18 protein-coding genes are annotated in these 22,710 nt (G+C 27.7%); 17 read left to right on the top strand and 1 reads right to left on the bottom strand.

All coding sequences use genetic code 11. The features are described from left to right. Positions 1 to 207: 207 nt before the first annotated feature. Genes AC2JAQ_RS08195 through asrC form a run of 3 tightly spaced genes read left to right on the top strand, consistent with a single transcriptional unit; the run spans position 208 to position 3,999 of the window. On the top strand, positions 208 to 1,929 hold the full coding sequence (locus AC2JAQ_RS08195) for a ferredoxin hydrogenase (RefSeq protein WP_488455993.1): 1,722 nt from the start codon (positions 208 to 210) through the stop codon (positions 1,927 to 1,929). A 15-nt stretch (positions 1,930 to 1,944) separates the two neighbouring features. Continuing rightward, positions 1,945 to 2,976, top strand: coding sequence for a 4Fe-4S dicluster domain-containing protein (locus AC2JAQ_RS08190; RefSeq protein ID WP_488455992.1), 1,032 nt, complete (start codon positions 1,945 to 1,947; stop codon positions 2,974 to 2,976). 24 nt (positions 2,977 to 3,000) lie between these two features. Beyond that, positions 3,001 to 3,999 (top strand): sulfite reductase subunit C, encoded by a 999-nt coding sequence (gene asrC / locus AC2JAQ_RS08185; RefSeq protein WP_488455991.1) that lies wholly within the window; start codon positions 3,001 to 3,003, stop codon positions 3,997 to 3,999. Positions 4,000 to 4,461: 462 nt separating this feature from the next. On the opposite strand, the gene AC2JAQ_RS08180 is transcribed toward asrC, so the two are convergent. Next, positions 4,462 to 4,830 carry a DUF6483 family protein gene (locus tag AC2JAQ_RS08180; protein WP_488455990.1) on the bottom strand — a complete coding sequence of 123 codons (369 nt, stop codon included), beginning with the start codon at positions 4,828 to 4,830 and terminating at the stop codon, positions 4,462 to 4,464. Positions 4,831 to 5,046: 216 nt separating this feature from the next. Here AC2JAQ_RS08180 and AC2JAQ_RS08175 point away from each other — a divergent pair, with 216 nt between their 5' ends. The 14 genes from AC2JAQ_RS08175 to mprF all read left to right on the top strand — a co-directional run bounded on the left by AC2JAQ_RS08175 (position 5,047) and on the right by mprF (position 22,613). Then, a complete protein-coding gene (locus AC2JAQ_RS08175; protein ID WP_488455989.1) occupies positions 5,047 to 6,054 on the top strand; it encodes a serine hydrolase domain-containing protein in 1,008 nt (335 codons plus the stop codon). 449 nt (positions 6,055 to 6,503) lie between these two features. Further along, positions 6,504 to 7,952, top strand: coding sequence for an ABC transporter substrate-binding protein (locus AC2JAQ_RS08170; protein ID WP_488455988.1), 1,449 nt, complete (start codon positions 6,504 to 6,506; stop codon positions 7,950 to 7,952). 194 nt (positions 7,953 to 8,146) lie between these two features. Beyond that, on the top strand, positions 8,147 to 9,553 hold the full coding sequence (locus AC2JAQ_RS08165; protein WP_488455987.1) for an ABC transporter substrate-binding protein: 1,407 nt from the start codon (positions 8,147 to 8,149) through the stop codon (positions 9,551 to 9,553). 119 nt (positions 9,554 to 9,672) lie between these two features. After that, complete coding sequence (locus AC2JAQ_RS08160) at positions 9,673 to 10,839, top strand: iron-containing alcohol dehydrogenase (RefSeq protein ID WP_488455986.1); 1,167 nt, start codon at positions 9,673 to 9,675, stop codon at positions 10,837 to 10,839. A 566-nt stretch (positions 10,840 to 11,405) separates the two neighbouring features. Beyond that, a complete protein-coding gene (locus AC2JAQ_RS08155) occupies positions 11,406 to 12,305 on the top strand; it encodes a sulfide/dihydroorotate dehydrogenase-like FAD/NAD-binding protein (protein ID WP_488455985.1) in 900 nt (299 codons plus the stop codon). Next, positions 12,298 to 13,692, top strand: coding sequence for an NADPH-dependent glutamate synthase (gltA, locus tag AC2JAQ_RS08150; protein WP_488455984.1), 1,395 nt, complete (start codon positions 12,298 to 12,300; stop codon positions 13,690 to 13,692). The genes AC2JAQ_RS08155 and gltA overlap by 8 nt, the downstream gene beginning before the upstream one ends. 36 nt (positions 13,693 to 13,728) lie before the next feature. Then, positions 13,729 to 14,067, top strand: coding sequence for a hypothetical protein (locus tag AC2JAQ_RS08145; protein ID WP_488455983.1), 339 nt, complete (start codon positions 13,729 to 13,731; stop codon positions 14,065 to 14,067). Between the two features lie 241 nt (positions 14,068 to 14,308). Further along, positions 14,309 to 15,034 (top strand): Bax inhibitor-1/YccA family protein, encoded by a 726-nt coding sequence (locus AC2JAQ_RS08140; protein ID WP_488455982.1) that lies wholly within the window; start codon positions 14,309 to 14,311, stop codon positions 15,032 to 15,034. 216 nt (positions 15,035 to 15,250) lie between these two features. Next, the gene (locus AC2JAQ_RS08135) at positions 15,251 to 16,234 is read left to right on the top strand and encodes a hypothetical protein (protein ID WP_488455981.1); all 984 of its coding nucleotides are present in this window, start codon (positions 15,251 to 15,253) and stop codon (positions 16,232 to 16,234) included. A 10-nt stretch (positions 16,235 to 16,244) separates the two neighbouring features. Then, positions 16,245 to 17,408 carry a hypothetical protein gene (locus AC2JAQ_RS08130; protein ID WP_488455980.1) on the top strand — a complete coding sequence of 388 codons (1,164 nt, stop codon included), beginning with the start codon at positions 16,245 to 16,247 and terminating at the stop codon, positions 17,406 to 17,408. 189 nt (positions 17,409 to 17,597) lie between these two features. Then, positions 17,598 to 18,089, top strand: a complete 492-nt coding sequence (locus tag AC2JAQ_RS08125; protein ID WP_488455979.1) for a hypothetical protein — start codon at positions 17,598 to 17,600, stop codon at positions 18,087 to 18,089. A 149-nt stretch (positions 18,090 to 18,238) separates the two neighbouring features. Next, positions 18,239 to 19,171, top strand: coding sequence for a flippase-like domain-containing protein (locus AC2JAQ_RS08120; RefSeq protein ID WP_488455978.1), 933 nt, complete (start codon positions 18,239 to 18,241; stop codon positions 19,169 to 19,171). 214 nt (positions 19,172 to 19,385) lie between these two features. Further along, positions 19,386 to 19,706 (top strand): hypothetical protein, encoded by a 321-nt coding sequence (locus AC2JAQ_RS08115; RefSeq protein WP_488455977.1) that lies wholly within the window; start codon positions 19,386 to 19,388, stop codon positions 19,704 to 19,706. Positions 19,707 to 20,063: 357 nt separating this feature from the next. Beyond that, positions 20,064 to 22,613: a bifunctional lysylphosphatidylglycerol flippase/synthetase MprF gene (gene mprF / locus AC2JAQ_RS08110; RefSeq protein ID WP_488455976.1), complete on the top strand. Its 2,550-nt coding sequence runs from the start codon at positions 20,064 to 20,066 to the stop codon at positions 22,611 to 22,613. Positions 22,614 to 22,710: the final 97 nt, after the last annotated feature.

The raw sequence follows: 22,710 nt of genomic DNA, 5'->3' as shown, positions 1-22,710 counted from the left end.
AGTTTTATTTACAATTATACCATATGTTTCATAAAGTTAAACTTTTCATTATAACCAATACGTAATTTATAATGTATTAACCAAAAGTTTTAAATTATATATAAGTATTTACTTATATGTTTTAGAAAATATAGATATTTAACAATGAATTATAAAGGTGCTACCATAAAATAGTTGATTTAAATAAATTGTTTTAGAGGAGATATTATGTGCCAAGTAGTTATAAATGGAAAAGAAGTTATTGCTAAAAATGAAGAAACCATATTAAGCTTAGCAAAAAGAGAAAATATAGATATACCTACTCTATGTTTTCTAAAAGATTGCAATAATATGGGGAATTGTGGTGTTTGTCTTGTTGAAGTAAGTTCAGAAAAAGATTTAGTAAGAGCGTGCTCTTATAAGGTAAAAGAAGGAGATATAATAAACACAGCTAATGAAAGAGTTCAAAAGGCTGTAAAAGAAAGAGTTTCTCAAATACTTAATGATCATAATTTTAAATGTGGAACATGTAAAAGACTTGAAAATTGTGAATTTTTAGCACTTATAAAAAAAGTTAATGGAAAGAAAGCAGAAAATTTTGTTTTTGATGATGAAAAGTACATAGATAATAGAAGTAAATCTATTGTCATTGATAGAAGTAAGTGTATAAAATGTGGAAGATGTGTGGCTGCATGTAGAGAAAATAGTGGAACAGAAATCATGGGGTTTAGAGATAAAGATGGCACTCTTTGTGTAGGGCCAGAAAATTTAGCTTGTTTTGATGAAACTAAATGCTTACTATGTGGCCAATGTGTAGTTGCTTGTCCAGTTGGAGCTTTAAGTGAAAAGTCTCATATAGATAGAGTGTTAGATGCTCTTAAAGATGAAGATAAGCATGTAGTTATAGGAATAGCACCTTCTGTAAGAACAGCTATTGGAGAAGCTTTTGGAATGGACTATGGAACTGATGTAACAGGTAAGTTATATGCTGCCTTAAGAAAATTAGGTTTTACAAAGGTATTTGATGTAAACTTTGCAGCAGATGTTACTATTTTAGAAGAAGGAACAGAGCTTATTGGAAGAATACAAAATGGTGGTCCTTTCCCAATGTTTACTTCATGCTGTCCAGGTTGGGTTAGATTAGTAGAAAATTATTATCCAAATCTATTAAATAATTTATCTTCTGCTAAATCTCCACAACAAATTTTTGGTGCTGCAAGTAAAACATATTATCCATATGTAGAAGGAATAGATCCTTCAAAAGTATTTACAGTTTCAGTAATGCCTTGTACTGCTAAGAAATTTGAAGCAGATAGAGAGGAAATGTGGAATGATGATATAAAAAATGTAGATGCAGTACTTACAACTAGAGAACTTGCTGAGTTAATCAAAAATAATAACATAGATTTCCTTAACTTAGAAGATGAAGATGCAGATCCAGCTATGGGAGAATATACTGGAGCAGGAACACTATTTGGTGCTACTGGTGGTGTTATGGAAGCCGCCTTAAGAACTGCTACAGATATCTTAGAGGGTGTATCTTTAGAAGATATTGACTACAAAGAAGTAAGAGGACTAGATGGAATAAAAGAAACTACTATAGAGATAGGAAACAATGAGTATAAGATTGCTGTCATTCATGGTGGTAAAAACTTATTTAACTTTATAGAAAGTGGAATGATGGAAAAAGGAAATTATCATTTCATAGAAGTAATGGCTTGTCCTGGTGGCTGTGTAAATGGTGGTGGACAACCATTTGTAAGTTCTAAAAATAGAGAGCTATTTAATATTAAAGAGCTTAGAGCTTCTGTTTTATATAACCAAGATAAGAATTTACCAAAGAGAAAATCTCACAAAAATAACTCTGTATTAAAAATGTATGATTCATTTATAGGTGAACCAACTAAAGGAAAAGCACATGAGTTATTTCATCTTAAATACAAAAAATAATATGGAGGATTTTTTATGGATTACAGATTATCAAAAAGTGAAAGCAATGAATTAATAAATCAGTTAAAAAAACAATATAAAATATATGCCCCAATAAGCTTTGAAGGGGAAGGAAGACATAGTTATACAAATAATATTAGATATGGTGAAATAAATTCTTTTAATGATGTTGTATATAAAGAGAAATCACAATATTCACCTAAGGAATTATTAATTCCAATAAATCACACATTATCACTTCAATTTGAAGGTAAATCTTTAAAAACAGATGATTTAGAAGAGGAAAAGGATCTATTAATAATTTTACGTTCTTGTGACCTACACGGAATAAAGAGAATAGATAATTCCTTAAAGCATGATTCTTTCTATAGAAATAGAAGAAATAGAGTTAAGTTTATGCTTATGGGATGTCCAAAATCCTTTGATACATGTTTTTGTGTTTCAATGGGAACTAATCAATCAGATGACTATTCTTTAGGAATTAAATTCCATGAAGATGGAGATATTTCTATAAAGGTTAAGGATGATGATTTCAATAAATACTTTGAGAATTCAAGGGAAGAAAGCTTTGAAATGGAATTTGCAAAGGAAAATGAAATAAAGGTTAGAAGGCCAGAAATAGAAACATGGGACAAGGTTGTATTAGATAAAGTTAAAGAACTAGACTTATGGAACACTTACAAAAGTCGTTGTATAGGATGTGGAAGTTGTAATATGAGTTGTATAACTTGCTCTTGTATGATTACTAAAGAGGTAACTCATTCAGATAATTCTAAATTAAAAGAAGTAAGAAGAACTTGGAATGGATGTCAGTTAGTTAAATCTTCTGCTTTAAAAAATAAGAGCATGAGTGAAATAGTTCCAACAAGAATAAGACAAAGAGTTTTAGACAAATTCTACAGACCAAAGCTTGATGTTTCTAAAGAGCAAATATGTGTAGGGTGTGGAAGATGCACTGATATATGTCCAAGATATATAAACTTTGCAACAACAGTAAATAAGTTAAGTGATGAATTAGATAAGATTTATAAAGAATTAGGAAGATAATATTAAAGGGAGAAGAGTATAACTATGAATAGAGATATTGATATAGATAAATTACGTACCAATTGTTTCCGTGAATCAAAGGTTCCAGGAGAATTCATGTTTCAAATGAGGGTTCCTGGTGGTACAATAAGTGCTAAACATTTAAGCCTAGTTCAAGAAATAGCAGAGAAATATGGTAATGGAAGTTTCCATTTTGGAACTAGACAAACATTTAATATTCCAGGAATAAAATATGACAATATAGAGGCAGTAAATAAATTAGCTAGAGGATACATAGAAGAAGTTGAAAATGAACTTTGTAATGTTGACTTAGAGGTTGATGATTATGGTTATCCCACTTTAGGAGCAAGAAACATATCTGCTTGTGTTGGAGCAGATCATTGTATAAAAGCTAATGCAAAAACACCTTATTTAGCAAGAAACTTAGAAAAAATAATATTTCCAAGTAATTACCACATAAAAATATGTGTTGCTGGTTGCCCAAATGATTGTATAAAAGCTCATATGACAGACTTTGGAATAATAGGAGTTACTATTCCAGAGTATGATTATGATAGATGCGTAGGTTGTGGAGCTTGTGCAAGAGCATGTGCAGCTCATTCAACTTCAGCTATTCAAGAAGTGAATGGAAAAGTTATAAGAAATGAAGAACTTTGTATAGGATGTGGAGAGTGCGTAGAAGCATGTCCAACAAGAGCCTTCACTCGTTCAAAAGAAACTTATTATAGAGTTTTAATAGGAGGAAGAACAAGTAAGAAAACTCCTAGACTTGGAGAAGTATTCTTAGATTATATTACAGAAGAAGTATTATATGAAGTAATAAAAAATTGGGAAAAATTCTCTAAATATGTACTACAAGGTTCACCAAGATACCTTCATGGTGGTCACTTAATGGACATGGCAGGATATAGTAAGTTTAAAGAAATCATGCTAGATGGAGTTAAGTTAAACAAAGAAGCTAAAGTTGCTACAAGACTTAACTGGAAAGAGCGTGAATATAAAGCTAACATAAATGTTAAATAAAAAAATAATATAAATAACAAGTTATTCTAAATTCAAAGATAAAATTAATAAAAAGCAAATTTAACCAAATAAAGATTACAAAATAAATTTAACAAAACAAAAAATAAAAAACAGTATTTTTACGACTTAAAATAATAAATTAACTTAACAAAAATGTAAAATAATTTCTTAAATATATAAATAATAAGCCTATTTATTATCAAGTAGAGGATAAGTCTTCTTGGTATTTAAATGAAAGAGATGAAGCTTTAATAAAACTTCATCTCTTTTTACTTAGTTAAACAAAGAATTAGCTAGTATCAAAGAATTATTTTAATACTGGCTAATTTATATGTTTGTAAACTTAAGGGTAAGGAGTTAAAACTATTATATAAATAATAATAGTTTTAACTTATATATAGGTTACGTAATGGTTTCTTAATTAAAAAGAAATGGTTACAGAAAAGTTTTTTTGTAGAAAGTTTAATAACTATTCTTATCCATTAAATTTTTAAAATCATTAAGTCCTTGAGAAATTTCACTTCTACTAAAATTATGAGAGCTTAAATCTTTATCACTTTTTAGAGATAATTCATTATAAAACCAAGTAGCAATAGGATAAAGTTCTTCTAAATTATATAATTTATTATCTTTTAAAGAAGAAAATAATAGATCTTCTGCTTCATTATATTCTCCTTTTAAAATCATCTTTTTTAAATTAAGGGATAGTATATCTTTGTCTGTTAAGTTTTCTATTGAAATAGGTTCAGAATCTTCTTTTGCATCGTGAACAAGCTTACCTAGTTTTTTGCCTAAGGATTCAGCTAAATCTAAAATATAATCATTTCTCATTACCTTTTCTCCTTTTTAATTAATACTTATATTTTACCATTAAAAGACAATATTCATATATAAATTGAGTTTAAATTCATATTAAAAATAGATTTAAATGTTATAATTATACTTGAAGAGGCAAAATATAGAAAAACTATAGTGGAATAGAGATATATAAATACGAATATATTTAGAAGATTTTTAGAGGAATGAAACTATTATGGGAGTGGTAAAATGAGAGTTTATGATGAAATAAGTGAGGGTATTAAAGAAATAAAAAACTTTTCTGGAGTTCTTACTTTAAGGGATAAAAATGGATTAGTACTTAGTAAAATATGTGGATATGCAGATATTCCTAATAAGAGAGAAAATAACCTAGAAACAAGATTTGGAGTTGCTTCAGGAGCAAAAATATTTACTGCTATATCTATATGCAAATTAGTTCAAGAAGGAAAACTTAAATTTGATTCTTTAATAAAAAATTATATTGATTTACAAAATTATGATGATTCTATAACAATAGAACAACTTTTAACTCATACTTCAGGAATTCCTGATTATTTTGATGAGGATGAAATGGATGATTTTAGCGAACTTTGGAGAGAGATTCCAATGTATCTTTTAAGAGAACCAAAGGATTTTCTACCTCTTTTAAAAAAAGGAAAAATGAAATTTAGACCAGGAGAAAAGTTTGCTTATAATAACTCTGGTTTTGTTGTTTTATCTTTAATAGTTGAAAAAGTTAGTGGACAAAGTTTTAAGGATTTTGTACAAGAAAATATATTTGATGTTTTAAATATGAAAGCTTCAGGATACTTTGCTATGGATATGCTTCCTGAAAATTGTGCTTATGGATATGAAGAAGAGGGAAAAGGACAATTAAAGAGCAACATATATTCTATACCAGTTGTAGGCGGTGGTGATGGTGGAGTCTTTGTAACAGAAGAGGATATGAATAAGTTATGGAAAGGATTAATTAACTTTAAAGTTTTAAATGAAGATATAACAAAGAAGCTGTTAACTCCTCATGTTTACGTAAATTATGATGTTTATTATGGATATGGGATTTGGATTATAAAAAGAGAAGAAGGGATATATAAATATTATTTGACAGGTTCGGATCCTGGTGTTACCTTTATGTCTGCAATATATCCAGAGAAAGACATTGTTGTTAACATATTAGGAAATAGAGAATTTAGTAGCTTTGAACTTTCTAAGAAAATAGAAGATTATTTAATGTGATTTTATAATTTTATGTAGTCTAATTATTAAAAAATAGCTAATTTTAAGTTAGCTATTTTTTTATTTTAAGGCTCTGTTTTAGATGAATGTTGATTTTAGCTAGCCCTTCAGACCTACTTAATTTCGCAGAGAGTTTCTATTATCTATTTCAAAATAATAGCTAAGGCTTTTAAACTCGCTACCGCTCAAACGGAAAAAGCCTTTTAACGCTATTATTTCTCCATAGATAAAGAAACTCTAAACTGTTTATTAAGATGGTCTTACAGTTCTATCTAAAATCAACAATGGTTTAAAACATAGCCTATTTTAAATATCTATTAGTAATTACCTTTATCTATATTATGTAAACGATTTATAAATTATTAGGAGAATAAGAATAATAATTTGGTTTACATAATAAATATATATTACAAAGAATTAATAGTTTTACTTAAGGGGGAAAAGAAAAAATGCTTAAAAACAAAAAAATAATGGCACTAATATTAGGAGGAATGATTGGAACATCTGCTCTTTTAACTGGATGTGGCTCTGGGGGGAGTGCTTCTTCGGGGGGAGAAGGAGAAAAACCAGTAAATTTAGTATGGTATGTAATAGGGGATGCACCAGCTGATAATGAAGTTGTAGAAGAAGAAGTCAATAAATATATAAAGGATAAAATAAATGCTACAGTTGATATTAAACATATTTCTTTTGGAGATTACACTCAAAAAATGAATGTTTTAGCTAACTCAGGAGAGGAATACGATTTAGCATTTACATGTTCATGGGCTTTCCCATATTTAGAGAATGCTAGAAAGGGAGCTTTCTTAGAGTTAAGTGATTTATTAGATAAACAAGGATCAGATATTAAAAAAGTTATTGATGAAAGACTTTGGAAGGGTGCAGAAGTTGATGGAGGTATATATGCAGTGCCAAATCAAAAGGAGATAGCAGGAGCACCTATGTGGGTATTTGATAAAGAACTTGTTGAAAAATATGACGTTCCATATCAAGATATTCATTCAGTTGATGATTTAGAGCCATGGCTTGAACTTATAAAAGAAAAGGAACCAGACTTTGTTCCATTTTATACTCAAGGAGATGGAATTCCTTTAGAAGGTATAGAGGATATAATGACAGCCTTAGGAATTTTCTATGATGATGAAAGTTTAACAGTTAGAAATATATATGAAACAGAAGAACAAAAACATCTTTTTACTAAATTAAGAGAATTTTATGAAAAAGGATATATAAATCAAGATGCAGCAGTTAATAATATGCAAAATGAAGTTAAGAGATTTGTATGGAAGGCAGATGGACAACCATACGCTGAAAATGGATGGGGAGAATCTCTGGGACGACCAGTTGTAACTTCATCAATAGTTTCTTCATATGTTACAAATAACTCAACTACAGGAGCCATGACTGCTATATCAGCAACATCTAAAAATCCAGAAAAGGCTATGGAGCTTATAAACTTAGTAAATACTGATTCTACATTAAGAAATATGTTAATGTTTGGAATAGAGGGAACTCATTATGAAAAGGTAAGTGATAATCAAATAAAAAGAGATCCAAATGGACCATATAATGTAACAAGCTGGGCTTATGGAAATCTATTTGATACTTATGTTTTAGAAAGTGATCCAGCAGATAAATGGGACGCTTTTGAGGAATTTAACCAAAATGCTAAGACATCATCTATCTTGGGATTTAAGTTTAATATAGAGCCAGTTGTAACACAAATATCAGCTTTAAATAATGTACTTAGTGAGTTTGTAAGACCATTATATAGTGGTTCAGTAGATACTGAAGAAGCATTAGAAAAAGTAAATAAAAAATTATATGATGCAGGATTAGAGGATGTAAAAGTTGAGATGCAAAAACAATTAGATGAATGGAAAAAAGAAAATAAATAGAATTAATAAAGGGAGCTAGTAAGCTCCCTTTATTAATTTAAAACTACTCAACGTAAACGTTTTATTAATTTCTATGCAATATGTTATATAAGGTAAAAAAATAAACATATATAATTATGTGGTTTAAATATCATTTAAGGGGGAAATAAAAATGATTAAAAGAAAAAAAAATACTAGCAATGATCTTAGGAGCTATGGTTACAACTTCAGTTGTATTAACGGGATGTGGAGGTTCTGGAGGAAATTCAAAGTCCGCTGATGGAGATAAGCCTGTTAATTTAGTATGGTATGTAATAGGGGATGCACCAGCTGATAATGAAATAGTAGAGGAAGAAGTAAATAAATATATAAAAGACAAGATAAATGCTACAGTTGATATTAAACATATTTCTTTTGGGGATTACACTCAAAAAATGAATGTTTTAGCTAACTCAGGAGAGGAATACGATTTAGCATTTACATGTTCATGGGCTTTTCCATATTTAGATAATTCTAGGAAAGGAGCTTTTTTAGAACTAAATGATCTTTTAGATAAAGAAGGTGCTGATCTTAAAGGTGTTATAGATGAAAGACTTTGGAAGGGAGCAGAAGTTGATGGTAAAATTTATGCTGTTCCAAATCAAAAGGAAATAGCAGGAGCACCTATGTGGGTATTTGATAAAGAGCTTGTTGAAAAATATGACGTTCCATATCAAGATATTCATTCAGTTGATGATTTAGAGCCATGGCTTGAACTTATAAAAGAAAAGGAACCAGATTTTGTTCCATTTTATACTCAAGGAGATGGAATTCCTTTAGAAGGTATAGATGATATAATGTCACCTTTAGGGATATTTTATGATGACGAAAGTTTAACAGTTAAAAATATGTATGAAACTGAAGAATTAAAGCATCTTTTTACTAAATTAAGAGAATTCTATGAAAAAGGATATATAAACCAAGATGCAGCAGTAAATAACATGCAAAGTGAAGTAAAGAGATTTGTATGGAAGGCTGATGGACAACCTTATGCTGAAAATGGATGGGGAGAATCTTTAGGACGACCAGTTGTAACTTCATCAATAGTGCCTTCATATGTTACAAATAACTCAACTACAGGAGCTATGACGGCTATATCAAGTACATCTAAGAATCCCGAGAAGGCAATGGAGCTTATAAATTTAGTAAATACTGATTCTACATTAAGAAATATGCTAATGTTTGGTTTAGAAGGAACTCACTATGAAAAGGTTAGTGACAATCAAATAAAGAGAGATCCGAATGGACCATACAATGTAACAAGTTGGGCTTATGGAAATCTATTTGATACTTATGTTTTAGATTCTGACCCTAAGGATAAGTGGGATGCTTTTGAAGAGTTTAACCAAAATGCTAAGACATCATCTATCTTGGGATTTAAGTTTAATACAGAGCCAGTTGTAACACAAATATCAGCTATAAACAATGTATTAAGTGAGTTTATAAGACCTTTATATACAGGTTCTGTAGATACTGAAGAAACATTAGAAAAAGTAAATAAAAAATTATATGATGCAGGATTAGAAGATATAAAAGTTGAAATGCAAAAACAATTAGATGAATGGAAAAAAGAAAATAAATAGAATTTAGGAATAAAATTAAATTATAAGAAATAAAATGTAAAGTAGGTTTTATACTAAGTATAAAACCTATTTTATTTGAAAAAATATACAATGTTACTATTATGTTAGGAGGCATTAGCATGGCAAGATTTACTTTACCAAGAGATTTATATCATGGAAAAGATTCTTTAGAAATACTAAAAACTTTAGAGGGAAAAAAAGCTTTTATTGTTATTGGCGGAGGTTCAATGAAAAGATTTGGCTTCTTAGATAAGGTTGAAGGATATTTAAAGGAAGCTGGAATAGAAACAAAGGTTTTTGAGGGAGTAGAACCAGACCCTTCAGTTGAAACAGTTATGAAGGGTGCTAAAGAAATGGAAGCTTTTGGACCGGATTGGATAGTTTCAATAGGAGGAGGATCACCTATTGATGCAGCAAAGGCTATGTGGATTTTTTATGAGTATCCTGATTTTACATTTGAAGAGGCAATCGTTCCTTTTGGATTACCTAAGCTTAGAAAAAAAGCTAGATTCGTAGCTATTCCATCAACCTCTGGAACTGCCACTGAAGTTACAGCTTTTTCAGTAATAACTGATTACAAAGCTAAGATTAAGTATCCACTAGCTGATTTTGAAATAACACCAGACATAGCTATTATAGACCCAAGTTTGGCTGAAACTATGCCAGAGAAATTAGTAGCTCATACTGGAATGGATGCATTAACTCATGCTATTGAAGCTTATACAGCAAGTCAAAGCTCTAATTTTACAGATCCATTAGCTTTAAAGGCAATAGAAATGGTAAATACTCATTTAGTAAATTCCTTTAAGGGAGATATGGAGGCAAGAGGAGAAATGCATGAGGCTCAATGTCTAGCAGGAATGGCTTTCTCAAATGCTCTTTTAGGTATAGTACATTCTATGGCACATAAAGTAGGAGCTGTATTCCATATACCTCATGGTTGTGCTAATGCTATTTTCTTACCATATGTAATTAAATACAATAGAAAAACTTGTGAAAATAGATATGGTGATATAGCAAGACATATTGGCTTAAAGGGAGAAAATGATTGTGAGTTAACAGATGCTCTTATAGGTTTAATAAATAAATTAAATAAAGAATTAAATATACCATGCTCTATGAAAGAATATGGGGTAGATGAAGATGAGTTTAAGAGTAATCTTAAATTTATAGCTCATAATGCAGTATTGGATCCATGTACAGGTTCTAATCCAAGAGAAATAGATGATGAAACTATGGAGAAACTTTATACTTGTACGTATTATGGTAATAATGTTGATTTTTAAAGTATAAATATGAAATAAGACTAACTTTATAAATAAAACTTTTCAATTGATTCTCATGAAATTCATTTCGGAGTAAATTAATAATTTTATTGTTTTATGATTTATGAAGTTATAATTTGAATTTAAAATAAGCTATAAGATAAAGCAGAGAAGGCTGTATCAGAACTTAGAATAAAACTTATAAATAGTATGAAGAGAATATCTAGATGAACTTTAGAATTTAAGCTATTACGTAGAAGAATTTACGTTAAGAAGCTGAGACTGTTAATTTCTTAGGAATACAATCTCATTTTATTCGATTGCATAAGTTCAAGTTTCCAAATTAAAAATTTGGACTTTCACTTAACTTTCGAAGCTTTAGTAAATTCTTCGAAGTAATTGCTATAATTAATGACTACAATGTAACTAAAGTTCCATTGTATAAGTTCAAGAAGCTAAATTAAAATTTAGACTTTCACTTAAAATCTAGTAATTCTCGGAATATATTTATAAGTTTTTGGAGTTAGTTTGATACAGTTCTTTTTATTTACTTAAAAATTATTAAAAATTTAGGGGAGTTTAGTTCTATGTTTAAGATTTTAGAGAAAAAATATTTAAGTGAGTCCGTTTATTTAATGAAAGTAGAAGCACCAAGAGTAGCTAATAAAGCTAAGCCTGGTCAATTTATAATACTTAGAACTAATGAAGAGGGAGAGAGAATTCCTTTAACAATAGCTGATTATAATGCTAAAGATAAAAGTGTAACTATTGTTGTTCAAAGTCTTGGAGCAACTACCATAGAGCTTGGAAAATACAATAAAGGAGACTATATAAATGATTTTGTTGGTCCCTTAGGAAAAGAAAGTGAGTTCATACATGAGGATATTGAAAAGTTAAAAAATAAAAAAATACTCTTTGTAGCTGGAGGTGTAGGAGCCGCACCTATATATCCTCAAGTAAAATGGCTTCATAGTAGGGGGATTAAGGCAGATGTTATAGTAGGAGCTAGAAATAAGGAGTTATTAATATTTGAAAAGGAGCTTAAGGAAGTTTCTGAAAACTTATATATAGCAACGGATGATGGAAGTTATGGATTTAAAGGTAAAGTAACTGAACTATTAAGTGATTTAGTTAAAAATAAGGGATTAAAATATGATAAGGCAATTGTAATTGGACCTATGATAATGATGAAATTTATGTGTAATCTTACAAAGGAGTTAAATATTCCGACTATAGTAAGCCTAAATCCTATAATGGTTGATGGAACAGGTATGTGTGGCGCATGTAGGGTTACAGTAGGAGGAGAAGTTAAGTTTGCTTGTGTTGATGGCCCAGAGTTTGATGGACATCTAGTAGATTTTGATGAATCAATTAGAAGACAAGCTATGTATAAAACTGAGGAAGGAAGAGCTTTTTTAAAGCTTAAAGAGGGAAAAACACACAGTCATGGTGGATGTGGATGTAGAGGTGATTTAAGAAATGAGTAATTTAAAAAAGAAAAGAGTTAAAGTTAGGGAGCAAGATTCTTTAGAAAGAGCAAATAATTTTAATGAAGTTTCATTAGGATATAAGGCAGAAGAGGCTATGGAAGAAGCAAATAGGTGTCTAGGATGCAAAAATCCTAAGTGTGTAGAAGGATGCCCTGTTTCTGTAAATATACCAGGTTTTATATCTTTTATAAAAAAAGGGGATTTTTCATCATCATTTGAGGAGTTATCAAAATATAATTCTTTACCAGCAGTATGTGGAAGAGTTTGCCCACAAGAAGTTCAATGTGAAGGAAAATGTGTTTTGGGAATAAAAGGAGAAGCAGTATCTATAGGGCAATTAGAACGATTTATAGCAGATTGGGCTAAGAAAAATTCAATAAGCATTTTAAAAAGAAATAATAAAAATTTAGAAAAGGTCGCTGTAATTGGAAGTGGACCAGCAGGGTTAACTTGTGCAGGAGAATTAGCTAAGTTAGGTTACAATGTAACTATTTTCGAAGCATTGCATGAGGCTGGTGGAGTTTTAGTTTATGGAATTCCTGAATTTAGACTACCTAAGGAAGAGGTGGTTAAGTATGAAATAGAACAAATAAAAAAATTAGGAGTAAAAATAGAAAACAATGTTGTTGTTGGAAAGACTGTTGATATTAATGAGTTAATAGAAAATGAAGGGTTTAAAGCAGTTTTTATAGGATCAGGGGCAGGCCTTCCTAAATTTATGGGAATTCCAGGAGAAACTGCTAACGGAGTCTTTTCAGCCAATGAAGTATTAACTAGAGTCAATCTTATGAAGGCTTTTCAAGGGGAATGTAATACTCCTTTAAACTTAGGAAATAAGGTGGCTGTAGTTGGTGGGGGAAATGTTGCTATGGATGCTGCTAGAACAGCTTTAAGATTAGGTGCTGAAACTCACATAATTTATAGAAGAAGTGAGAAAGAACTACCTGCTAGATTGGAAGAAGTCCATCATGCTAAGGAAGAAGGAGTGATTTTAGATATTTTAACTAATCCTATTGAAATATTAACTGATGAAAAAGGATGGGTTAAAGGAATAAAATGTATAAGAATGAAGCTTGGAGAAGCTGATTCATCAGGTAGAAGAAAACCAATGAAAATTGAAGGGTCAGAATTTATTATGGAAGTAGATAGCGTAATAATGTCTTTAGGAACCTCACCTAATCCATTAATATCATCAACTACAAAAGGACTAGAGGTTAATAAGAAAGGATGTCTTATTGTTGAAGAGGAAAGTTTAAAGACTTCCCTAAAGGGTGTTTATGCTGGTGGAGATGCTGTGACAGGAGCTGCTACAGTTATACTTGCCATGGGAGCAGGTAAAAAAGCTGCTAAGTCAATAGATTCTTATTTAAGAAGTGAGGAGTAGAAAAGGTTATTTAATAATATTAAGGAGCAATTTCATATGAAATCTAAAAAAAATAAAATTAGTGTAATAATTTTTAGTATTATATTGATTTCAACAGCTGTAATTGCGTATATATTAAAACCAATGAAGTTAAGTAGTAGAATACTCTTTTTAACATATGTATTTTTAGAAATTTTTTTATACAAACTTTGGATGGTATGCACTTATGGATTCATTTGTATTGATTGTGGTAATGAATTTAATATAGGATTATTTAAGAGAATTTTATTTTTTAAAAATAATAAAAAGTGTCCTAGATGCAATAGTAATAATATAATAAAAGAAACTTTTGGGAATTATTGCTTAAATGAGTGGGTTGATTCAGAGGAAGACTAAAGAAAGGCTGTATTGAAATATAAAATAAGATATGAATATACAAAAAATATTATATTTATATTTTATATTTACTTTTAATACAGCCTTTATATTTTTAAATTTAATAATTATAAATGGGTTTTGATAAAATAATACATAAGATTTATATATTTAAAGTATAAAATGAAACAAATTTGACATACTTTGACTATATAATTTAAACTATAGTAAATAAATTATATTTATATAAGGAGGTAAGAATATGAGAAAAGAATCAAATCCTGCATTAACCCTTGGCTTTGAAAAGGCCGTTAGTGATGGAACTACCATGACAGTAGGAGGGACTATAGTTAAGATATTAATAATGACAGCAATCTTAGGAGTTGCTTTTGTTTATAGTTGGATAGCATTTCAAAATCCTGATATAAATTATAGAAGTGCATTAATTGTATCATCAATAGGAGCCTTAATTTTAGGTTTTTTAACATCTTTTATACCAAAGGTTGCACAATATACAGCAGTTTTCTATGCTGCTTTTGAGGGTGTTCTTTTAGGTTCTATATCAAGATACTTTGAAAATGTATTCCCAGGTATAGTATTTCCTGCTATTCTTTTAACAATAATATGCTTAGTAGCAACAGTTCTTATATACAGAAGAACACCAGAGATAGCTGGAAGAATTAGAAAGGGTGTTTTAATAGGTATAATATCAATTGCGGCTATTTACTTAGTAGGAATGATACTTAGCTTCTTTGGAATAATGTTACCTATATATGGTTCAGGAATAATTGGTGTAGGATTTAGTTTATTTGTTGTGGTTATTGCTACAGCAAGTTTAATAATGGATTATGACTTTATATTAAAAGCTTCACAATATGGTTATCCTAAATATATGGAGTGGTATGGAGCTTTTGGATTAATGGTAACTTTAATATGGTTATATACTGAAATATTGAGTCTTTTAGCTAAAATAATGGATAATAATTAGAACATAAACAAACCGGTAGATTTTAATCTATCGGTTTATTTTTTTTAAAAATTAAATTATTTAAAACAGTACATATAAAGCATTTACATATATGGAAAATAAAGTATAATTATTGTAAAGAAGAGTTAAATTTTATGGCTTTTATTAGGGAGATTTAGTAGTAAATGAATTTTTATGGTGTATAAAAGTATATAGGTAGTGGGGTAGGAGGAAGTTATGGAAAATAGAAATGAGGATAATTTAATAGATGAGTTTAATGAATTAGTTTCAGAAATAAGTAAATCTGTCTTTGATAAATCTATTTATAAGGATTTAAAGCTTACAGAAGAAAATTTGATAAAGACTCTTGCAAGTACTTCAGAAAAAACTGCTACAGTAAATAGAAATAATTTAATAAGTTTACAGAACAATTTAAAAGTAATATTAGATGATGCTATATCAGATTTTAATTTAGGTATTGAACAGGGAGAGCAGACCTTTGAAAAGAAAGCTAATGAGTTTTTAAATAATATAGAAGAGTTATCTACTAAAGCTAGAGCTAATATATATGTTCTTCAAGAGAAAGCTAAGGAGACATTTAATGAAATTGAGGCTTTAAATAGACAGGTTGGTATTATAAATAAAAATATATGTGAACTATCTCAAGAGGAAGGGATTCACAATATATCTACTCTAAAAGAAATAGCTGAAGATTTAACCAAAAGTATAAAGTTAAGTAATAATATAGCCATGGAGCATATAGGCAAAATAGAGGAAATGGATAAAATGCTAAAAGGCGAATGCTTGAAAATTATGAACTGTGTCAATAAATTAGAGAATAGATTGAAAATTGATAAGTTAGAAGTAGGAAATGCTTTAATAGAATGTAAAGAGTATATAGAAAGCAATTTTGATAGAGCTCAGCATAGCTTTAAATTAGATTTGGATGAATTAAAAGATTTATTAGAAGAAGGAAACACTAATATGGACAATTCTATGGAGTTATTAAATAGCACAATAGCAAAATATAATGTTGATGCTATTGATGTAACTAGAAGACTTGGAGATAAAATTAATAATATAGATAAAAAAATGGCTAGTAATAATAAAGAAATAGTTCAGCCATATTTTAATGATGAGTTTAAAAGTGAGTTTGAGAAGAAATATTATTTTTTAATTTCAATTGTAGCTATTGTAGGTGTTTTAGCTGTATTATTTTAGGAGAAAAATTATGCTGGTTAAAGAGTGTGAGTTAAAAAGTAATGATAATATTATAGAAAATGAGACCTTATCAGATTTAGAGGAAAGGTTTTTAAAACTATACAGTAGTATAAAGAAATATGAAAAAGAAAACAAGTTAGATATAATGTGTTTAAAATTAAAGAGTTATTTAGAATTATTAAAGGAAAGATTAGATGACTTAGAACATAGTAGTAAAAATAATTTTGAAAATAACAATGAGTTAAATTTATTGTTGAAATCAGTTAGAAGAGAAATCAAGATTATAGAAATTAAAATTGATAATTTAAAAGATAAGAATTCTGAATTGTTAGAGGAAGAAATTATAGAGGAACTCTTATTAAATTTAAAATATAAGATATTACCCAATATTAGTGAATATAAAGAAAATTTGAGTTCATCATATCTATATCACAATGAATTAAGAATTAGCTTTGGGGTTAAAGCTAAAGAGATAAGAAAAAAATTTTTAATAGAACTAAAAGAGTTTTTAGATAATTCCACAGAAAGATTAAAAGAAAAAATAAATTTAGGCAGTAAATCAATATTAAGAGAAATAAAGCTAATTTCATGTGATGATGTTAATTTAAATGTTGTTGATATAATAAAAAATGAAGTTTTAGAATTAAATATATTAAATGAGAAGATATTTAGTATATATTTAAATACTGAAAAAAAGATTTTTCAAGACTTTTTTGATATACAAAACAATTTAGGGATAAGCATGGATGAGAATGAACTTTATGAATCACAAGAGGTTGATTATAGCTCATTAAATAAACGTTTCTTTAAATTAATAGATTCTTATAACAAAGGTTTCTTAAAAAGTAGAATTTTAATTGATGCAGAAAAATTTATAGGATCTGAGAATATAAAGCATAAAATAGAAATAGAGCTTTTATATGCATTAGACTTTATTAAAGAAGAGTATGTTAAAAATCTTGAAAATTTAATTTTAAAATTTAAAGAAAAAATAGATGAAATTATATATATTAATTTTGAAAATAAGTATGGAAATATATTTTCTGTATCAGAACAAATTGATATTTTAAATTATATATATTTACATTTAAATAATATGCAGGTAAAAGATTTAAGTAAGATAACTTTAGCTGATTACTTAAATAATAGTAAGAGAAATAAAAGATATATTTAAATATATCTTTTATTTTTTATTATAAAAATGCCTCCTTAGCATAGAAAATAGAATTGTTACTTGGATTTTTTTTACAGTGAATGACCAATTTCGCACGAAAAAAGACCAGTTATGCAAGATGTCTTTAAAATTATTAAAAAATATGGTAATATTAGTAATATATAAACAAAAGTATAGGAGGTAATTTTTGTGAGTAAAAGAATTTTAATTTCTATAATAGTAGCAACTCTCATTGTGGGAATAATTATAGTTAGCTTTATTAACAATTTAACTTCCTTTAACATTGGAGCAGATGAAGTAGTATCAATTAAATATTATATGAACAAAGGAAGATATGAAAATTATCAAACAATACCTAATAATATAGAAAAAGAGAGTATTGAAGAAATAGTAAATGTTTTAAATGAGAGTGATATTGAAGTTAATAAAGATTTTACACCAATGAACGACAGTGATAGAAAACTTTATATTTTTTTGGAAAATAAGGATGTAATTATTATAAATAATAATATTATGGACCAGAATAAATATGTAGTAGAGTTTCCTAATGATTCTATTTTAAGAAGCAAGGAGATATCAAAATATGCTATAATAAATTCAGAAAGGTTAAAAGATGTATTTTTAAATATTGAAGATTCTTTTAGAGATGTAAACGTTTTTGAGGAGAGAATGAAGGTTTAAAATTATTCTATATGGGTTGAGAAAAGTCTATATATTGTTTTGAGCGATTTAAAATATTTTTTTAAATCGCTTTTAATTTTGAATTTTATTTGATTTAATGTAAAATAATCTTAATAGGATGTTAACAAAAGTAAAAGGAGAGAAAGGATTTGAAAATTAAATTAAATAATAAAGTTAAGCTTTTCTTGAAATTAAGTTTTATAACAGTAATACTTATTATGGTTATATTTGGTTTTAAAAATATGTTTAAAGAATTTAACATTAAGTATTTTAATATGTATAGAGATAGATTGCATTTTCTACAATTGTTTCTAATAGGTGTTGCTGGTATTATAGCATATTTACCTTTATCTTTTTATGATTTTATTCTTAAAAAGAATGTTGGTATAGATATGAATAATAAAAAGTTATATAAGTACTCTTGGATAGCTAGCTCCATAGCAAGTTTACTTGGATTTGGTGGAGCAACTTCATTAGCTTTTAAGCAATACTTTTATGGAAATCATGTAAAAGATAAAAAGAAGCTTTTGAAAGAAATAGGAAAGATAATATTTTTAAATTTAAGTGGCTTATCTATATTATGTATAATTTATATTCTCTTAGAATTTAAGGATATAAAAAATTTAGGAATTATAAAATATGTAGTATTTGGAATAGCTGCATATACACCATTAGTTGTTATAAATTCGTTATATAAATATAAAAAGAAAAAAGAGGAAGAAGGTTTTGTCTTAAAGGTAATAGGAATATCTTTTATAGAATGGATAGGAAACATGTTACTGATATATTTAGTATTATTTATTACAGGGGCCTATATAAATATATCAGAATATTTCTATGTCTATGTAAGAGCTACTGCTATTGGTATAGTAAGTATGATTCCAGGAGGACTTGGAACTTTTGATCTAACTTTTATAGATGGGTTTAAAGCCTTGGGAGTTCCTATAGAGCAAACTTTCTTAGTAATAATACTTTATAGAATAAGTTATTTTATATTGCCAGCAACTATAGGGTTAGTTCTTTATATTCATGATTTTGGAATGAACTTTAAGTCAATAATAAAAAGTAGACAAAATAATTAGTATTAAATTAGTAAAAATCATTAAGGGATTGTATGAAAATAAATTTTAAGTTATTTTCATACAATCCATTTTTTATATTAAACTTTTTGTATTCTTTTTCATTTTGGCAAGTTGTTTAATGTTAAAGATGTAATTATAATAATTGTAGTTATTTAAGTATAGATATTATGCATATTTAGATTATTTAAGATAAAAATATAGATGAGGGGATGAAATGAAAAAAAGATTTATGTTTTTATCAATTATATTTTTTTTATTAATAGCTCCTATAGATGTAAAATGCAATGATATACCAATATCAAGTATTTATAAGCAAGGAATTCATTCCATTAAAGATAGCGGAGAATATAAAGCTGATGTAAAACTAATAAAGGGAGAAAAAACTTCTTTGTTTGTAATAAATAATAATAATGATATTACTGCATATATAAAATTACCTTTAAATGAAAGTCTTGTATTAGAAAAAATAAATAAAAATCATAAGATTATTATAGTTGGAGACGGTGAAGTGGCTATTACATATGAAAAATCTTAGATTTAAAAGATAAATTTGCATATAATAAAAATACTGCACTATTCAAAAGGAATATGTGGTATTTTTTTATTTAAATTTAGACATTAAGAAAAATAAAAGACTAGGATTTTTCCTAGTCTTTTGTTTCGTCAAAAAAACGTCAAAAATTAGTTTCTTTTTCTTTTCTTAAATTTACATTAAATTTCACATTAAATTATGTTAAATCTAGTAATTGTAACCTTCTCTATGTTGATTTCCTTTTTATTCTAATATAGAATTCTTACATAATTGTAATCTAAATGAAATATTAATCAATGGATTACAATTGCATTAAGAATATATAATATTATTAAAGTTTGAACAATGGGAGGATAAAAAGTGAAGTTAAAAATAGGGGATAAATTAAAATTATTTTTTAAAATAGCATTTGTTTCGGTAGTTATACTGTTTATAGTAAAAGAGTTTACTTCAGTATTTAGAAATTTTAATACTGAGTACTTCTTTATGTATAGAAATAAACTAGATTTTTTAAATCTATTAATAATTGCAGTATTAGGTATAATTTCTTATATTCCTTTATCTTTTTATGATTTTATTTTAAAGAAAAAAGTAGGGATAAGATTAAAGAATAGTAAATTATATAAATATTCTTGGATAGCAAGTTCAATTGCAAGTTTACTTGGATTTGGAGGAGCTACATCTTTAGCTTTTAAGCAATATTTTTATGGAGATTATGTAGATGACAAAAAGAAACTATTAAAAGAAATAGGAAAAATAGTAGCTTTAAATTTAACAGGATTATCAATAGTTTGTTGTACATATATGGGAATTCAAATATATTCTTGGAACAGTTTAGGAGTAATAAAGTATGCCATAGCAATAATAGCTTTATATTCACCAGGATTTATAATTTATTCAGCATATAAATATTTTAAGACAAAGGACAGGTTAGAATTTTTCAGTACTTTAGGTACTATATTCATATCTTTCTTAGAATGGCTTACAACTATAATTTTAATTTATGCTACTTTAAGAATAACAGGCGCATCAATAAGTGTGAATACTTTCTTGCCAATATATATTGAGGCTGCTGTTATAGGAATAATAAGTATGATTCCAGGAGGAATAGGTACTTTTGATTTAACATTTATGACTGGATTAGAAGGTGTTGGGGTTCCTATAGAACAAACACTATTAGTTATAATACTTTATAGAATAAGTTATTTTATAGTGCCAGCAGTTATAGGTGTATTACTTTTTATACATGATTTTGGTAGCAAAATAAATGAAAAGTTTAATGGATTACCTTATGAAATAGTTTCTAAAATTGCTTATAAAGTAGTAGTAGCATTAGTATTTATATCAGGAGCTATTATAACTTTATCAAATATAGCACCACAATATTTATTTAAAATAAGATTATTAAAGGAACTTTTAGGAAAGCAAGTACTAGGACTTTCCATGGGAATGAGCATAGTTTTAGGATTCTTAATAATGCTTATATCACTTATGATGAAGTATAGAGCTAAAAGTATATATAAAACAAGCATGTTTCTACTTGTTTTAGGAATACTTCTATCACTTACAAGAGGAATAAATGCATATGAATTAGCTTTTATAATAATTGTAGCATATATATTATATTTAAGTAGAAGAATGTTTTATAGAGATAGCTTCGTTGTGAGTTGTAAAAATACAATAATAGATTCAGCAATATTAATGGCATCTTTTTCAGTTTATTTCTTCATTTTAATTAGATTTGGAAGATATCTTAAGTATGTTGGAATAGTACGTAAAATGCCTTATAAAATGGCATATAAATTTGGTTTTATAGCATTTGTATTAGTGACTGTAATTTATGTTGCTATCTATTTCTTCAATGTGAGAAGAAAAATTCCTGTAAGAGTATTTGATGAATGTAAGGAAGATGTTGAAAGAATAATAGAAGAATATAAGGGAGATTCCCTAACTCATTTAGTATTTTTAAAGGACAAATATATTTATTTAAATGAAGATAAAGATCTATTTATTCAGTATGAAGTATATGGAGACAAGCTTTTTGTTTTAGGAAATCCTGTAGGAAATACAGAAAATTTATTTAGGGAAATAGAAAAGTTTTGTGAATATGCTGATAACTATGGTTATACACCAGTATTTTATCAAGTTAATGATGAGATGATAAGTTATCTTCATTCCAATGGATATGATTTCATGAAAATCGGTGAAGAAGCTAAGGTAGATGTAAAAGAATTTAAAGTTGTAGGAAATAAGATGAAGAGTTTAAAAACTTCAAGAAGTAAGGTAACTAAGGAAGGATATACTTTCCATATGGTTGAGCCACCATTTTCAAGAGAGTTCTTAGATTCTTTAAGAAATATATCAGATGAATGGTTAGATGGAAGAAAAGAAAAAGGATTTTCAGTTGGATTTTTTGATGAAGATTATTTAAATAAAGCTCCTATAGCTGTCTTAAAAGATGCAGAGGGAGAAATAAAAGCTTTTGCTAATATTATGTATATGTATGATGATGAAAGCTTCTCAGTAGATTTAATGAGATTTAGCAAGAATACTCCAAGAGGAGTAATGGATTTTATGTTCATAAGTCTGATTGAATATGGAAAAGAAAAAGGATATGAAATATTTAATATGGGAATGGCTCCATTAGCTAACGTAGGTTTATCTAAATATGCTTTTTGGAATGAAAAATTAGCACTTCAAGTTTATGAAAACGGACAAGCCTTTTATTCTTTCAAAGGTTTAAGAAGATTCAAAGAAAAATTTAGTAACAAATGGGATTATAAATATATTGCTTACAGAAGAAATACCTCTATATTAATTACAGTAATACAAGCTGCTATAGTATGCTCAAGAAGTAGAAATGTAGAAGAGGGTGTATTTGTAAGAAATTTAAAAAATATAATTAGATAAAAAGCTATATTTAAGGTAAGTGTTGATTTTAGCTAGCTCTTCAGACCTACTTAATTTCACAAAAAGTTTCTATTATCTATTTCAAAATAATAGCTAA

The sequence above is a fragment of the Clostridium sp. LIBA-8553 genome (assembly GCF_057782465.1).
The sequence above is the reverse complement of the archived record's forward strand: the minus strand, read 5'-3'. Positions and strand labels throughout refer to the sequence as shown.

Bases quoted from the DNA above. Each gene is read 5' to 3' on its own strand.
- AC2JAQ_RS08190 (WP_488455992.1), top strand. From the start codon at position 1,945: ATGGATTACAGATTATCAAAAAGTGAAAGCAATGAATTAATAAATCAG.
- gltA (WP_488455984.1), top strand. From the start codon at position 12,298: ATGAGTAATTTAAAAAAGAAAAGAGTTAAAGTTAGGGAGCAAGATTCT.
- AC2JAQ_RS08135 (WP_488455981.1), top strand. From the start codon at position 15,251: ATGGAAAATAGAAATGAGGATAATTTAATAGATGAGTTTAATGAATTA.
- AC2JAQ_RS08145 (WP_488455983.1), top strand. From the start codon at position 13,729: ATGAAATCTAAAAAAAATAAAATTAGTGTAATAATTTTTAGTATTATA.
- AC2JAQ_RS08180 (WP_488455990.1), bottom strand. From the start codon at position 4,830: ATGAGAAATGATTATATTTTAGATTTAGCTGAATCCTTAGGCAAAAAA.
- AC2JAQ_RS08130 (WP_488455980.1), top strand. From the start codon at position 16,245: ATGCTGGTTAAAGAGTGTGAGTTAAAAAGTAATGATAATATTATAGAA.
- AC2JAQ_RS08160 (WP_488455986.1), top strand. From the start codon at position 9,673: ATGGCAAGATTTACTTTACCAAGAGATTTATATCATGGAAAAGATTCT.
- AC2JAQ_RS08115 (WP_488455977.1), top strand. From the start codon at position 19,386: ATGAAAAAAAGATTTATGTTTTTATCAATTATATTTTTTTTATTAATA.
- AC2JAQ_RS08175 (WP_488455989.1), top strand. From the start codon at position 5,047: ATGAGAGTTTATGATGAAATAAGTGAGGGTATTAAAGAAATAAAAAAC.
- asrC (WP_488455991.1), top strand. From the start codon at position 3,001: ATGAATAGAGATATTGATATAGATAAATTACGTACCAATTGTTTCCGT.
- AC2JAQ_RS08170 (WP_488455988.1), top strand. From the start codon at position 6,504: ATGCTTAAAAACAAAAAAATAATGGCACTAATATTAGGAGGAATGATT.
- AC2JAQ_RS08165 (WP_488455987.1), top strand. From the start codon at position 8,147: ATGGTTACAACTTCAGTTGTATTAACGGGATGTGGAGGTTCTGGAGGA.
- AC2JAQ_RS08140 (WP_488455982.1), top strand. From the start codon at position 14,309: ATGAGAAAAGAATCAAATCCTGCATTAACCCTTGGCTTTGAAAAGGCC.
- AC2JAQ_RS08155 (WP_488455985.1), top strand. From the start codon at position 11,406: ATGTTTAAGATTTTAGAGAAAAAATATTTAAGTGAGTCCGTTTATTTA.
- AC2JAQ_RS08195 (WP_488455993.1), top strand. From the start codon at position 208: ATGTGCCAAGTAGTTATAAATGGAAAAGAAGTTATTGCTAAAAATGAA.